General features: G+C 70.6%; 14 protein-coding genes and 2 pseudogenes. 12 read left to right on the top strand and 4 right to left on the bottom strand.

Translation table 11 applies throughout. The features are described 5' to 3' along the window. Window positions 1-30 precede the first annotated feature (30 nt). Window positions 31-810 carry an HAD-IIA family hydrolase gene (locus tag QTQ03_RS09570; protein WP_289277674.1) on the top strand — a complete coding sequence of 260 codons (780 nt, stop codon included), beginning with the start codon at window positions 31-33 and terminating at the stop codon, window positions 808-810. Window positions 811-918: 108 nt separating this feature from the next. On the opposite strand, the gene QTQ03_RS09565 is transcribed toward QTQ03_RS09570, so the two are convergent. Then, window positions 919-1,713 (bottom strand): Rv1486c family protein, encoded by a 795-nt coding sequence (locus QTQ03_RS09565; RefSeq protein ID WP_289277673.1) that lies wholly within the window; start codon window positions 1,711-1,713, stop codon window positions 919-921. A 216-nt stretch (window positions 1,714-1,929) separates the two neighbouring features. Here QTQ03_RS09565 and QTQ03_RS09560 point away from each other — a divergent pair, with 216 nt between their 5' ends. From QTQ03_RS09560 to QTQ03_RS09535, 6 genes and pseudogenes are all read left to right on the top strand, one after another. Further along, the gene (locus QTQ03_RS09560) at window positions 1,930-2,757 is read left to right on the top strand and encodes a DUF3097 domain-containing protein (protein WP_289277672.1); all 828 of its coding nucleotides are present in this window, start codon (window positions 1,930-1,932) and stop codon (window positions 2,755-2,757) included. A gap of 246 nt (window positions 2,758-3,003) precedes the next feature. After that, window positions 3,004-3,473, top strand: a pseudogene (locus tag QTQ03_RS09555) (NfeD family protein). A 4-nt stretch (window positions 3,474-3,477) separates the two neighbouring features. Continuing rightward, complete coding sequence (locus QTQ03_RS09550) at window positions 3,478-4,587, top strand: SPFH domain-containing protein (RefSeq protein ID WP_289280748.1); 1,110 nt, start codon at window positions 3,478-3,480, stop codon at window positions 4,585-4,587. Window positions 4,588-4,727: 140 nt separating this feature from the next. Continuing rightward, window positions 4,728-5,534: a hypothetical protein gene (locus tag QTQ03_RS09545; RefSeq protein ID WP_289277671.1), complete on the top strand. Its 807-nt coding sequence runs from the start codon at window positions 4,728-4,730 to the stop codon at window positions 5,532-5,534. A gap of 190 nt (window positions 5,535-5,724) precedes the next feature. Further along, complete coding sequence (locus tag QTQ03_RS09540; protein ID WP_289277670.1) at window positions 5,725-7,920, top strand: transglycosylase domain-containing protein; 2,196 nt, start codon at window positions 5,725-5,727, stop codon at window positions 7,918-7,920. A gap of 98 nt (window positions 7,921-8,018) precedes the next feature. Then, entirely contained in the window at window positions 8,019-8,897 is an 879-nt protein-coding gene (locus QTQ03_RS09535; RefSeq protein ID WP_289277669.1) for a TrmH family RNA methyltransferase, read from the top strand. Between the two features lie 89 nt (window positions 8,898-8,986). Here QTQ03_RS09535 and QTQ03_RS09530 read toward each other — a convergent pair. After that, window positions 8,987-9,352: pseudogene (locus QTQ03_RS09530) on the bottom strand (sphingomyelin phosphodiesterase); the annotation flags it as partial. Between QTQ03_RS09530 and QTQ03_RS09525 the strand changes: the two are divergent. Together QTQ03_RS09525 and QTQ03_RS09520 are read left to right on the top strand one after the other, a co-directional pair. Continuing rightward, window positions 9,263-9,865, top strand: coding sequence for a dATP/dGTP diphosphohydrolase domain-containing protein (locus QTQ03_RS09525; RefSeq protein WP_289277668.1), 603 nt, complete (start codon window positions 9,263-9,265; stop codon window positions 9,863-9,865). The pseudogene QTQ03_RS09530 and the gene QTQ03_RS09525 sit on opposite strands and share 90 nt — an antisense overlap. Before the next feature lie 84 nt (window positions 9,866-9,949). Continuing rightward, window positions 9,950-10,381 (top strand): hypothetical protein, encoded by a 432-nt coding sequence (locus QTQ03_RS09520; RefSeq protein WP_289277667.1) that lies wholly within the window; start codon window positions 9,950-9,952, stop codon window positions 10,379-10,381. A gap of 108 nt (window positions 10,382-10,489) precedes the next feature. On the opposite strand, the gene QTQ03_RS09515 is transcribed toward QTQ03_RS09520, so the two are convergent. After that, entirely contained in the window at window positions 10,490-10,681 is a 192-nt protein-coding gene (locus QTQ03_RS09515) for a DUF397 domain-containing protein (protein ID WP_289277666.1), read from the bottom strand. Further along, the gene (locus QTQ03_RS09510) at window positions 10,674-11,555 is read right to left on the bottom strand and encodes a helix-turn-helix domain-containing protein (protein WP_289277665.1); all 882 of its coding nucleotides are present in this window, start codon (window positions 11,553-11,555) and stop codon (window positions 10,674-10,676) included. The genes QTQ03_RS09515 and QTQ03_RS09510 overlap by 8 nt, the downstream gene beginning before the upstream one ends. Before the next feature lie 397 nt (window positions 11,556-11,952). Here QTQ03_RS09510 and QTQ03_RS30630 point away from each other — a divergent pair, with 397 nt between their 5' ends. The 3 genes from QTQ03_RS30630 to tgmA all read left to right on the top strand — a co-directional run bounded on the left by QTQ03_RS30630 (window position 11,953) and on the right by tgmA (window position 13,176). Beyond that, window positions 11,953-12,168, top strand: a complete 216-nt coding sequence (locus QTQ03_RS30630) for a hypothetical protein (RefSeq protein ID WP_502889851.1) — start codon at window positions 11,953-11,955, stop codon at window positions 12,166-12,168. Window positions 12,169-12,221: 53 nt separating this feature from the next. Continuing rightward, on the top strand, window positions 12,222-12,548 hold the full coding sequence (locus tag QTQ03_RS09505; RefSeq protein ID WP_289280747.1) for a hypothetical protein: 327 nt from the start codon (window positions 12,222-12,224) through the stop codon (window positions 12,546-12,548). Between the two features lie 289 nt (window positions 12,549-12,837). Beyond that, window positions 12,838-13,176: a putative ATP-grasp-modified RiPP gene (tgmA, locus tag QTQ03_RS09500; protein WP_289277664.1), complete on the top strand. Its 339-nt coding sequence runs from the start codon at window positions 12,838-12,840 to the stop codon at window positions 13,174-13,176. Window positions 13,177-13,178 lie beyond the last annotated feature (2 nt).

The following is a 13,178-nucleotide window of genomic DNA, read 5'->3' as shown; positions in this document are numbered from 1 at the left end:
CCGCCGCCCGACACCCCTTGGGATGGATTGATGCATGACCGCAAGCCCGTCGAGAGCTGGCTCACCGACATGGACGGGGTCCTGGTCCACGAGGGCCAGCCGGTACCCGGTGCGCCGGAGTTCATCGCGAGGCTGCGTGCCTCCGGCAAGCCGTTCCTGGTGCTGACCAACAACTCGATCTACACGCCACGTGACCTGCAGGCGCGGTTGGCCCGGATGGGACTGGACGTCCCGGAGTCCGCGATCTGGTCGTCCGCGCTGGCCACCGCGCAGTTCCTGGTGGACCAGCGGCCGAGCGGCACCGCGTACGTGATCGGGGAGGCCGGGCTGACCACGGCGCTGCACGCGGTCGGCTACGTGCTCAGCGACTTCGCGCCGGACTACGTGGTGCTGGGGGAGACCCGTACCTACAGCTTCGAGGCGATCACCAAGGCGGTCCGACTGATCAACGACGGGGCTCGGTTCATCTGCACCAACCCCGACGCCACCGGCCCCTCGGTCGAGGGCGCGCTGCCGGCCGCCGGTTCGGTCGCCGCGATGATCTCGAAGGCGACCGGTGTGGAGCCGTACTTCGTCGGCAAGCCGAACCCGATGATGATGCGTTCCGCGTTGAACACCATCAACGCCCACTCGGAGAGCACGGCGATGATCGGCGATCGGATGGACACCGACATCCTCTGCGGCCTGGAGGCCGGGCTGGAGACCATCCTGGTGCTCACCGGGATCAGCAATCGTGTCGAGGCTGAGCGGTACCCGTACCGCCCGTCCCGGATCGTCGACTCCGTGGCCGACCTGATCGACGAGATCTGACCCCCGGCACCGGGTCGGGAGGCGACGGGTTCGGCCGGCCCGTCGAGAGCTTCGCCACCGGCCTCCCGTGACAACCGGCGAGGCTCTCGCCGGTTGCGGCGGGTGTCGCTAGGGGCGCAGCGGGGCGTTGCACGCGGCGACCAGCGCCTGTCGGCATGCGGTGGTCAGTGGGCGCAACGCGGCGTCACGCTGTTGGGCCTCGTAGTTGTTGATCGCGCCTCCGGGCGCCGCGTGCCCGGCCAGGGCGAGCACCCGGTCCAGCACGGCGGCGCGGGCGAAGAGCCGGCGGGCCCGCGGATCGAAGCCGGGCGGCAGGTCGGTGGTGCTGTCGGGACGGCGCAGCGCCTCCAGCGCTCCGGCCAGCTCGGGGCGCCACTGCGCCACGTCCAGCCGGGTCAGCGCCGTGGTGGTCTCGGCCAGGGCGGCGGCCAGCTCCGCCTCCGCCTCCGCCGCGCCGGGCAGCGTGAGCGATGCCGCCGGCGCGTCCGCGGGCAGCGGATAGACCCGCCACAGCACGGTCTCGAAGGTGTCGCCGGAGCCGGAGGTGTGTGTGCGCACCTGCGGGATGAGCCCGAGAGCGCCGGCGACCACCGCCTCCCCCGCGAGCAACGCCGCGCCGGCGAAGTCACCCGGCCCGGGCAGCCCGCGGGGGTCTCCCGGGGCAGGCAGCACCAGGCGGATGTCGTCGGGCGAGACTTTGGCGAGGGCCGGCAGTGCCTCGGGCAGCGGGACGTCGGTCCAGGTGCCGGGGGCGTCGGCGACGAGGTGTTCCTCGGTGCCGGCGATGGCGTCGGCGACTTCGTCGAAGGGCACCAGCCCGGCGCGCCACGCGCGTACCCAGGCAACGAACCGGCTGGACCGGCGCGGCGCGAGAATGGCCGCGCCCGCTGCGGGGGTGGACATGCCGAAAAGGGTACGTGCTGACGCCCCGCCCTGTCTCGACTGCCGCCCCGCCTGCCCGACTCGCACCCCCACGCCCCAGCCACACCGATCACGGAGCTGAAGTCAGCTTTTCATCGCCTTTGTGCGCATTCACCCGGATCAACGGCGCAAGCTCGGCGAAGACGGGGCGGCGCGTCGTGCGCTGCGGGTCCGGGCGGCGAAGATAGCGTGATCGACATGGCGGGGCGGTACACGGACGATGTGTTGGCAGGGGACTGGCGGCGGCGTCGGGTCACCCCGGAGGTGGACGCGGAGATCGACCTGGTGGTCGAGGACGCCGACTCGGGATTCTGCGGTGCGGTCGTCGGGTTCGAGTCCGGAGCCGTGGTGTTGGCGGACCGGCACGGGCGGCGGCGCAACTTTCCCCTGTTGCCGGCGGCGTTCCTGCTCGACGGCCGGCCGGTGACGCTGCGCCGCCCGGCGCGCGCCGCGGTGCCGGCGGCCCGACGGCGGACCGCCTCCGGCTCGATCGCGGTCGACGACGTCCGGGCCAGGGTCGCCAAGGCCAGCCGGATCTGGGTGGAGGGCGTCCACGACGCCGCGCTGGTCGAGCGGATCTGGGGCGACGACCTGCGGGTCGAGGGCGTCGTCGTGGAACAGCTGGACGGGATCGACGCCCTCGACACGCAGGTACGCGACTTCGCTCCCGGGCCCGGACGGCGGCTCGGCGTGCTCGTCGACCACCTCGTGACCGGCTCCAAGGAGAGCCGGATCGTGGCCCGGGTGGCGTCCCCGCACGTGCTGGTGACCGGGCATCCCTATGTGGACGTGTGGCAGGCGGTCCGGCCGGTGGCGCTGGGCATCCCGGCCTGGCCGGTGGTGCCACCCGGACAGCCCTGGAAGGAGGGGGTCTGCGCCGCCCTCGGCGTGGCCGAGCCCGCCGACATGTGGCGGCACATCCTCTCCCGGGTCACCAGCTTCGCCGATGTGGAGACGCCGCTGATCAACGCGATGGAGCGCCTGATCGACTTTGTCACCGCCTCGGCGGGCGACGCCGAGGACTGAGCCACCCCGGCAGACGTGAACCACCCCGTCGTCAGCCCCCGGCAGCCGGCCCGGCCGCTGTTGGTCCGCGTCCGCGCGGGTCGCTCCGGCCGGCCCGCCGGGTGTCGTCGCGGCTCGTCGTCCAGGTCGCGGGTGAGGCCGAGGGTGGCGACGTCCGCGGCGTCGTGGTGCCGGCGCCGTCGCGCCGGGAGCCTCACTGATCATGTCGGTTCGATGACAGGTGCACTGCCGTGTCACGATCGTAGGGTGGACGCGGTGCTGTGGATCGTGCTCGGCGTGGTGCTCGCCATCGCCGAGATCTTCACGACGACGCTTTTCCTGATCATGTTTGCGGTCGGTGCGTTCGCCGCCGCGGGCGCCGCCTCGCTCGGCGCCCCCGTGGAGATCCAGGCGGTCGTCTTCGCCGTGGTGTCGGCGCTGACCGTGGTGGGTGTCCGACCGACGCTGCGCCGCCGCACCTCACTCGCGGCGGGCGACGAGCAGTCGTTCGGCGTCGGGGCGATCGAGGGGTCGACCGCCACCGTGCTGGAGCGGGTCGACACCGACCACGGCCTTGTCAAGATCGACGGCGAGATGTGGCAGGCCCGCCCCTACGACGCGACCCAGGTCTTCGCTCCGGGTGACCGGGTGCAGGTGATCCAGGTGCGCGGCGCCACCGCCCTGGTGTGGCGGGATGACATTTCTTCCCCGGCGAGCTTCCCGAAGCGAAAAGGTGAACGAATGGAAATTGTGTTTCCGGTCCTGCTGATAGCCGTTGCGGTGATCGCGGTGGTGACCCTGGCGAAGTCGGTGCGGATCGTGCCGCAGCAGCGCCAGGACGTGGTGGAGCGGCTCGGTCGGTACAAGCGCACCCTGGATCCGGGGCTCAACCTGCTGGTGCCGTTCGTCGACTCGGTGCGTACCAAGGTCGACATGCGGGAACAGGTGGTCAGCTTCCCACCCCAGCCGGTGATCACCTCGGACAACCTGGTCGTCTCGATCGACACTGTCCTCTACTTCAAGGTGGTCGACTCGGTCCGGGCGACGTACGAGATCTCGAACTTCCTCCAGGCCATCGAACAGCTCACCGTCACCACGCTGCGCAACGTGATCGGGTCGCTCGACCTGGAGCGGGCGCTGACCAGCCGTGAGGAGATCAACCGACACCTCTCCGGCGTGCTCGACGAGACCACCGGCCGGTGGGGCATCAAGGTCACCCGGGTGGAGATCAAGGCGATCGAGCCGCCGCCGAGCATCCGCGACTCGATGGAGAAGCAGATGCGCGCCGAGCGGGACCGCCGCGCCGCCATCCTCAACGCCGAGGGGCACAAGCAGTCGCAGATCCTCACCGCCGAGGGTGAGAAGCAGGCGGCGGTGTTGCGCGCCGACGGTGACCGGCAGGCCCGGATCCTCCAGGCCGAGGGGCAGGCGAAGGCGGTCCGCACCGTCTTCGACGCCATCCACCAGGCGAACCCGAGCCAGAAGGTGCTCGCCTACCAGTACCTTCAGGCGCTGCCGCAGATCGCCAACGGCTCCGCCAACAAGGTCTGGATCGTCCCGGCCGAGTTGACCAAGGCCCTGGAGGGTATGGGCGGCGCGCTGGGCGGCTTGAGTCGGATGGCCGGCGACGTGCCGTCGCCGGAGGCGTCCGACGGCGCCAGCCAGGTCGAGCGGGAGGCCGCCGAGGCCGCGCAGGCGGCGGCCGCCGCGGCCCAGGAGATCCACGACGAGGTTCGCGTCGCGGAGGCGCAGGCCAGCGGCGGAAAGGGGCCGCAGGGGCTGCCCGCGCCGGAGCCGGTCTCCCCGTCCAGCCTGCTCGCTGATCCGGCCGATCAGCGCGAGCGGGGCTGAGCGGGCGCCCTCGAGCCAAATACGAGAACTTCTCATGAGGTGCTCCGGCGCCTGCCACCATCGGTCCTAGGAGACGGGCGGTGACCAGGCGCCGGGGCACCCCGGCGTGTCGCACCGCTCGGGTGGGAGCGAGGTGACGCATGAACGACCCGGCGAAGCGGTTCCGATCCTCGGCGGCGGTGCCCGGCGCGCACGACCCGGCCGGCCCGCTCGGCACGCGGCGTACCGGCGGCGGCTTCGGGGTGCTGCCGTTCGTCGGGGAGCCGCCGCCGGCCCCGCCGGCCACCAACGCCACCTGGGCCTGGTCGCTGCGGCGGCTGGCCCGTGCCGCGGTCTGGCTGCTTCCCACGTACGCGATCCTTCTCGGCCTGGTGTCGATGGCCAGCGACGGCGGGATCGGCAACGACCCGTACCCGGCCGACGGCCGACCCCTCTACCTGGTGGGGTGGGTGGCGGCCGTGTGGCTCGGGCTGCTCGCGGTGCTCGCCCTGACCGGGCTGCTCGTGGCGACCCGCAGCCGGCGTGCCGCGGTGACCGGGCTGCTGCTGAGCCTCGCCGGGACGGTCCTCATGCTGCCGTTCGCCGGCTTCGCCGAGCAGACGCCGGTCTTCGGCACCACCGCCCGCACGCTCGTGCTCGTGGGCTCCGCCTGCTACAGCGTGGGGTGGCTCGCGATCGGATGGGGAGTCGCCCGCTCGGGCATGTTCAGCATCGGTGACGGCGCCATGCTGATGATCGCGGCGCCGTTGCTCGGCCTGGCTGGCTCGCTGATCGGCTCGTTGCAGACCTTCGGTGCGATCTTCGTGCTGATCGCCGGTATCGGCATCGGATACCGCTCCGGCCGCCTGCTCCCGCGCGACATCATCCGCGACGCCACCAACGCGAGCCTCACCACCCCCGGAGCCCCCACCGCTCCCACCACCCCCCAGGGTCCCCTCCCCACCTGATCCCCACCCACCCGCCCGCCACCCGTCGACCGGGGCAGGTGACCGCGAAGCGAGCAGCGCCGCCGCCGGGCCCAGGCGCGGCCGAGACAGCTGGGCTGGCTGGGAATCTGCTGGTCATGGGTGGTGAGGTTGCTGACAAGAGGGCGCTGAGGGTGGTCGGTTGGCCGCTCGGGCGGCAATCCTGGGCGGCATGGCCTCCCGTGCTCCGCTGTCGCGGCTGTTCACCGTGCTGCTCGCCGGCGTGCTCGCCGGGCTGCTCCTGGCGGTCGTGGCGCTGCCGGGGAACCTGCTGCTCGGGCTCGCCACCCGTGCGGCGCTCGGGGGCTACGCGGCCCTGCCGGACGCGTTGCGCACCCCCGCCACCCCCCAGCGCTCCTACGTCTACGCCAACGACGGCAAGACGTTGATCACGACGTTCTACGACGTCAACCGCACCGACGTGCCGCTGGACGAGATCGCCCCGACGATGCGGGCGGCGATCGTCGCGGCCGAGGACCGCCGCTTCTACGACCACAGCGGCGTCGACCTGCGGGGGATGGCCCGCGCGCTGGTCGCCAACGCCACCGGCGAGACCACGCAGGGCGGTTCGACGCTGACCATGCAGTACGTCCGCAACGTGCTCAAGACCGACCCGAGCCGCACCGCCGAGGAGCGCGCCGCCGCCACCGAGCAGACCGCCGGGCGCAAACTCCAGGAGATCCGGTACGCCAAGGCGCTGGAGCAGCGCCTGAGCAAGGACGAGATCCTCAACCGCTACCTGAACATCGCGTACTTCGGCTCCGGGGCGTACGGCATCGCTGCGGCCAGCCAGCGTTACTTCGCCAAGACACCCGCGGATCTGACCCTCGCCGAGGCGTCCCTGCTCGCCGGTCTGGTGCAGTCGCCCGAGGCGTACAACCCGATCGACGGCGACACCGACGCGGCGCTCGCCCGGCGGGCGTACGTGCTCGACGCGATGGCCGCCACCGGCGCGATCACCGCGGACCAGGCCGCGGCGGCGAAGGCCGAGAAGCTCGCCCTGCGCCCGACGGCCCAGCCCAACGGGTGCACCGCGCTGGCCGACGGCCACGACGACTGGGGTTTCTTCTGCGACTACCTGCGCCGGTGGTGGCTCGACCAGCCGGCCTTCGGCGAGACCGTCGAGGAGCGGGAGCAGACGCTGCGCCGCGGCGGCTACACCGTGGTCACCTCGCTGGACCCGCAGGTCCAGGCCACCGCGCAGCAGCAGGCCACCGGCGTCTACGGGTACGACAGCAAACGGGCGCTGCCGATCGCCGCCGTCGAGCCCGGCACCGGTCGGGTCCTGGCGATGGCCGTCAACCGGCACTACAGCCTGGACGCGAACCCGGACGGCGCGAACAACCGGCCGAACACGGTCAACCCGCTGATCTCCGGCGGTGACAGTGTCCAGGGCTACCAGGCCGGGTCGACGTTCAAGCTGTTCACCATGCTCGCCGCGCTGGAGGCCGGCAAACCGCTGTCCACCGGCTTCGACGCGCCGAGCCGCCTGCCGACCCGGTACGCCGCGGAGGGCGATGCCGCCTGCGGCGACCGGTGGTGCCCAGCCAACGCCAACCCCGAGTGGATGGACGGCTACCGGATGATGTGGGACGGCTTCGGCCGTTCGGTGAACACCTACTTCGTGTGGCTGGCCGAGCAGGTGGGGCCGGAGAAGGTGGTCGAGATGGCCCAGCGGCTCGGCATCACCTTCCGGGCCGACGCCGACGCCGCCTTCGCCGCCGACGCCGCCGAGAACTGGGGCTCGTTCACCCTCGGCGTGGCCGCGACCACCCCACTGGATCTGGCCAACGCGTACGCCACCGTGGCCGCCGAGGGAATCTACTGCGAGCCGCTGCCGGTGGTCTCGGTGACCGCGCCGGACGGCTCGACGGTGCCGGTGGAGCCGTCCTGCAAGCGGGTGCTCGACGCGGACGTGGCCCGCGCCGCCACCGACGCGGCCCGCTGCCCGGTCGGCCAGCAGTCGCCGTTCGGCCAGTGCAACGGCGGCACCGCCACCTCCGTGAACCGGATTCTCGACGGCCGCCCGGTCGCCGGCAAGACCGGTAGTTCCGAGGGGAACGCCACCGAGACGTTCGTCGGCTTCACCCCGCAGGTGGCGGTGGCGGGGATCGCCGCCAACCCCGACGACGCGACCGACGCGGTGGGCGCCGCCGTGCAGGCCGAGGTGATCGACGCGGTGGCGCGGGTGATCGCCACCGCGGTCGACGGGCAGCCGGAAAAGGCGTTCGCCGCGCCCAGCCCCGAGCTGGTGGGCGACCCACACCGTCGGGTCGAGCGCCCGGAACTCGACCGCCGTCGGCCGGAGCGGGACCCGGCGGACGACCCGCTCGCCGACTTCCGCCGCTGGCTCGACCGCCGCGGGTGACAGCGAGGGAACCCATCGCGACGCCGGGCGTCGTACCGGGGCCAACCCCCTCAGCCGTCGGGACCGGGCCGCCGGTGCCGACCGGATCGGGGTCGCCGGTGCCGTCGGGATCGGGCCGCCGGACGGCGCCCGCCGGGGGCTCGGACGCCGTCCGGCAGAATCGGCGGGTGCCCGTCCACCTCATCACCGAACCCGACGACGACCGGATCGCCGACTACCGCGCGCTGACCGACGTGGAGCTGCGGACCCGGTGGGAGCCACCGCACGGCCTGTTCATCGCCGAGGGGGAGCTGGTGCTCCGCCGCGCGTTGCGGGCGGGCTACCCGGCCCGGTCGTACCTGGTGGACGCCAAGCGGGTCGACCAGCTCGCCGACCTGGACACCGGGGACACACCGATCTACGCGGCGACGCCGGAGGTTCTGCACCAGGCCACTGGTTTTCACGTGCACCGGGGAGTGTTGGCGTCGTTCCGGCGCCGGTCGCTGCCGGCGCCGGCGGAGGTGCTCGCCGGCGCCCGCCGCGTGGTGGTCCTCGAGGACGTCAACAACCACACCAACCTCGGCGCGATCTTCCGGGCCGTGGCCGGGCTCGGCGTCGACGCGGTGCTGCTCTCGCCCACCTGCGCCGACCCGCTCTACCGGCGCAGCGTACGGGTGAGCATGGGCGAGGTGTTCGCGGTGCCGTACGCGAGACTGGACCCGTGGCCGGGTGCGCTCGCCAAGGTCCGTGCGGCGGGGTTCACCGTGCTGGCGATGACTCCCGCCCCGGACGCGGTGCCGATCCAGCGTCTCGACCCGGGTCAGCGGGGGCGCTCGGCGTTGCTGCTCGGCGCGGAGGGCGCGGGCCTGACCCGGGCGGCGATGGACGCCAGCGACGTCCGGGTGGTGATTCCGATGCGGCGCGGCGTCGACTCGCTCAACGTCGCCGCCGCCACCGCCGTCGCCTGCTGGGAGCTAGGCCGCACCGACCCACTCTGACCACGACGCGAGAGTGGCTACGTCACCTCACCCCGGGCGCGTCAGAGAGCTGCCGCGACCGGATACTGGACCTTCTCGAGGATGGGTCACTTGCTCAGGATCGTGACCCCGCCGTCCTCCGGGGTGGCACTGGAGTAGGCGCCCATGGTGGCGTCCCAGCCCGACCGTGACCGGCCGAGGACGGGCGTCTGATGGGGATACTGCCCGGAGAGGCTTTCCTTGAGCCGGTCGGATGTCTCGTTGTCGAACATCTCCTGTAGGACGACCACGTCCTGGCCGGTGACGTAGGCGGCCTCGGCGATCAGATCTGCCCGCTTGACCTGGCCCCAGTTCGGGAAGAGCGACTGCGGCAGGAACATCACGTTGTGTGTGAGCACCTTCAGTGGCACCGGCGCGGCGGTGGCGGGTGCGGCGAGCGCCAGGAGTTTGACTCCGGCATGGTGCGCGACGCCCAGGAGGGCAAGCCGCGGTTCGACCTACTACTGCCGGAGGGCATCCCGTACGAGGAGCAGATGCTCACTCGGCTCGCTTTGCTGCTGGCACGCGGCGCGCAGAAGTACAGCGACCGCAATTGGGAGAAGGCCCGAGGAAAGGAGGAACTGGATCGCGCGAAGGCCAGCGCATTCCGGCACCTGATGCAGTGGCTGTGCGACGAGGACGACGAGGACCACGCCGCCGCCGTCATGTTCAACCTGGCGCTGGGGGAACTCGTGCGGTGGAAGATGGACGCTGATGCCGAAGTCACCTCGGCGTTCGCCACCGGCGACGCGGCCTTCGTCACGGGCGACACCGCCGAGCTAATGCACGAACTGCCTCGCGGTACCCGGGTCGTTTTGCTACGCGTCGACCCGAGCTACCGAGAGCAGCGCGTCTGGCTGATTGAGGACTTCGGTACAGCGCTGCGAGCTGAAGTAGCCGAGAAGGATCTGGCCATGCACATGCCGCCTGTCCAAGATCGTGCGCCATGAGAATCACCCCCCGAAAGGACGAAATCCAGCCGGTGGTGGACATCCTGGAGTCCGACGACTTCGACAGCGCCGAGGAGATGGCGAATGCATGCCCTGATCCTGAGCGTCGCGGATCTGCTCTGGTTTCGGGCCTGGTACGTCCTGGTCGTGAACGCCGACGGGAACGCCGTCACGTTCGGTCCGTTCGCCAGTGGGGCCGAGGCCACATCTCTCGGCGCCAGGTGGCAGGGCACACTACTCCAGGGCGACCCCTCGAAGTGGGGGGTCGTGAAGGTCAAGGGGCTCGGCGGCACCGCCGGGGAACGCTCGGGCGGAGGCTTCGGCTTCTGTAGCAACGAGGGTGTCGACACCCACCCCGCGTACGCACACAGCATGGCCGGCTCGTCGCGCGGCCACTGCGTCGTCTGCGGGCGACACGGGGCGTGCGGCAGGTACACGCAAGCGAAGGCCAAGGCGACGAACCTGTGGACTCTGGGCGCTGGTGCGGGGTCGCCCGCGCTGACGCGGAAAGAGTGAAGGCCCGGCTCCCGTGAATGGGGAGCCGGGCCTTTCGTGCTCGCCGCTGGGCGAACGCCAACCGGCCACCCCGGCCAGGGGTGGCCACTACTCGGCGGGAGGCAAGCGTCAGCTAGTCGACTTGGCGAAGCCGACGAACGCCCGCCACGCCGTCGGGCCGAACACCAGCGCCGGCCCGGTCCGGTCCTTCGAGTCCCGGACGCCTACGACGCCGGAAAGATTGTCGGCAACCTCCACACAGTTGCCCTCGTTGCCGCTCCTGCTGCTCTTGCGCCAGAGGGCCTGCGATAGATCACTCATTGTAACTCTCCTTTATCACGTTGCTTAGCAAGTCCTCTGACGCTCGCTCGTCAAGCGCCGCCCCCCAGAGGGTAGACCAGACCTCAATGTATGTAGCAACCTCGCCTGGGCGGTCAAGGTACAGGCTGCCGGTCAGTGACTCGCTGTATACGGTAGACGGCTCAGCGGGGCGGGTGCTGATCCGGGGAAAGTCCAGCACAACGAACGCGCCGGCAACGGACGCTCGATGCGGGCCGACGCCCATAGGGAGCACCCGAACGGAAACGTTGGGGAGGGATTGGTTCACGTTCGCCAGGTGGGCGAGTTGCTGTCGCCAGCCCTCCATCTCTCCGATGGGTCGGCGGATCACTGACTCATCAATTACGACTTCAAGGCGGGGTGCTGCCGGTGCCCGCCTGGTGAGCAACCTCTGACGCTCCATCCGCAACGCCACGTTGCGAGCAATCTCGTCTGGGGTTCGTCCCGGCTTGGTTTGGAACACGGCGACCATGTACTCCGGGGTTTGTAGTAGGCCGGGGATCAGTGCGGGCTCATACTGCCGGAGGTCGGAGGCTGCGGCCTCAAGTCCGACGTATAGCTCGAACCATTCGGGGATGGCGTCGCCGTACGCGTGCCACCAGCCGCGCGACTTGCTTTCGGCGGCCAGCGCCACCAGGACCGAGCGCATTTCGTCCGATGTGCCATAGATTCGGCACATCAGCTCAACATCATGGGTGCGTACGGAGGTTTGCGCGCCTTCGATCCGATACATGCGCGCTCGGCTCCACTCAAGCTGCTTCGCCGCAGCCTCAAGCGGCATCCCGGCTTCGTCGCGGGCCTGCCGCAGCAATCGGCCAAGTTGTCGCCTCGGGACGCTAGATCCAGTGCTTGCCAAGGGTCACCTCACATTCTCGTCTCGGTCGCGCCGCCAGGTTGTCTCGCCTGAGACACATCATGTGCGCTAGTCGGACTGATGTAAATATTTATCTGCTAATCTCACTTAGAACCGTTGCGATGTCGAGTGTGGCAAGTGATGCTCAAATCCTCCGCCGGCACGACAGCGATCACCCACTAGCCGGCGCCCCCGGACGGGGGATTGGTGGACCATCCGACGCTGGGGACATCCATGACTACTGCCATTGCCGCTCTTGCTGCGTCGCGCTTGGCCTGCTTGCGGGTCTGCTGACCATGAATCGCGTGGGCACCTGGTGCCCGACGTGCGGTGACCCGCTCCGCTGTCCACGCGGCCATGGCCGCACCTCCCTAGCAATGCCGCAGACCAACGGGAGTCGATTGTGATAGTCGAGCAACTACCGCAGCGACAGCGCCGGGTGGCGCTGGTTACCTTGATCGATCCTTGTCGCCGAGCGGCGCCCGCCCGGGTGTCCGAAGGGGCGCTAGAGCGGCTGCTGTCTGGCGGGCGTGCCGTCGGCCGGGCCCGCGTCGTCTACACCCGCCCGGCCGATGACGTCCTTGAGGCTGTGCTAGCGGGCCTGCGGGCGCTGTGATGGCCGACGACACCGGGATGCGGGCTAATCGGGGAGTATCGGCGATCTCGACCATGCTGCCATCAGCATCCGCCGGCCCCATGCCGGAGTACCCCCGCTACCGCACCGAGAACATGCCACCGCACACGCCGCTACGGCCGATGTGGTCGTGCCGGGCGTGTGGCCATCCGTGGCCGTGCGCCGAAGCCCGTCTCCTGCTGAAGGTCGAGTTCGACCGAAGGTGCCCGGCCCTCTCGATCTATCTCGCCGGCCTGATGTACGAGGCGATGCACGACCTCTATCACCTGAACCCCCACGACGGACCGAGCCCGCGCGATCTGTTCGAGCGTTTCGTCGCTTGGGGTCCCTACCGCCGACCTGCTGTGGAGGTGCGGGAGTGAGCTGCCGAACGCCGAGGGTGAGGGGGCCGCCGTCGCGTCGCTCCACTACGCGAACGCTCCCAGCCCACACGATCGATCAGTAGAAGGTACTCGCCTAGTACGGCCCGCCGCCGGACGCTGCGGTGTGACCTCGGGTGCCTCGATGATCCGATTCTGTGACCGATGGACTCGCCCGGCGCGTGCTCCTCCCGGCCTGGCCCGTTCCGCAGGTCGTCTCGCCCTACCCTCGCCAAGCCCGCATGGCGCGGTTCCCCGCCCCAGCGCTCCCGACTCCCCATCAGGAGGATTCATGTCCCCGACCACCCCCGCCGTATCCCGTCCGACGCTCGATGACCCGCTGTTCCCGGTCGCCTCGTACCTGCCCCTGGGCCGTCCGCTGGGAGCCGTCGTCAGCGACGGCAGTGCGCCGACGGCCGCCGACCGGCGGCCGTTCGGGCTGCGGTTCGCCACCGCGCCCACGTCGATCCCGGTCGACCTGACGACGGTGCACTACGACGCCGACCGTCAGATGTCGGTCAACACGACCGGAGTCCCGGTCTACGGCAAACACTCGACCGGGCAGACCAGCACCAAGACGTCCGACGGGTACAAGAGCATGGATTCCGACATCGACCATACCGAGGACTGAGC

This window comes from Micromonospora sp. WMMA1363 (assembly GCF_030345795.1).
Classification (GTDB): Bacteria; Actinomycetota; Actinomycetes; order Mycobacteriales; family Micromonosporaceae; genus Micromonospora.
This window is presented reverse-complemented; position numbering and strand designations above follow the sequence as displayed.

Coding starts and splice junctions, on each gene's coding strand:
- QTQ03_RS09570 (WP_289277674.1), top strand. CDS start 31: ATGCATGACCGCAAGCCCGTCGAGAGCTGGCTCACCGACATGGACGGG.
- QTQ03_RS09565 (WP_289277673.1), bottom strand. CDS start 1,713: ATGTCCACCCCCGCAGCGGGCGCGGCCATTCTCGCGCCGCGCCGGTCC.
- QTQ03_RS09560 (WP_289277672.1), top strand. CDS start 1,930: ATGGCGGGGCGGTACACGGACGATGTGTTGGCAGGGGACTGGCGGCGG.
- QTQ03_RS09550 (WP_289280748.1), top strand. CDS start 3,478: ATGGAAATTGTGTTTCCGGTCCTGCTGATAGCCGTTGCGGTGATCGCG.
- QTQ03_RS09545 (WP_289277671.1), top strand. CDS start 4,728: ATGAACGACCCGGCGAAGCGGTTCCGATCCTCGGCGGCGGTGCCCGGC.
- QTQ03_RS09540 (WP_289277670.1), top strand. CDS start 5,725: ATGGCCTCCCGTGCTCCGCTGTCGCGGCTGTTCACCGTGCTGCTCGCC.
- QTQ03_RS09520 (WP_289277667.1), top strand. CDS start 9,950: ATGCATGCCCTGATCCTGAGCGTCGCGGATCTGCTCTGGTTTCGGGCC.
- QTQ03_RS09515 (WP_289277666.1), bottom strand. CDS start 10,681: ATGAGTGATCTATCGCAGGCCCTCTGGCGCAAGAGCAGCAGGAGCGGC.
- QTQ03_RS09505 (WP_289280747.1), top strand. CDS start 12,222: ATGCTGCCATCAGCATCCGCCGGCCCCATGCCGGAGTACCCCCGCTAC.
- tgmA (WP_289277664.1), top strand. CDS start 12,838: ATGTCCCCGACCACCCCCGCCGTATCCCGTCCGACGCTCGATGACCCG.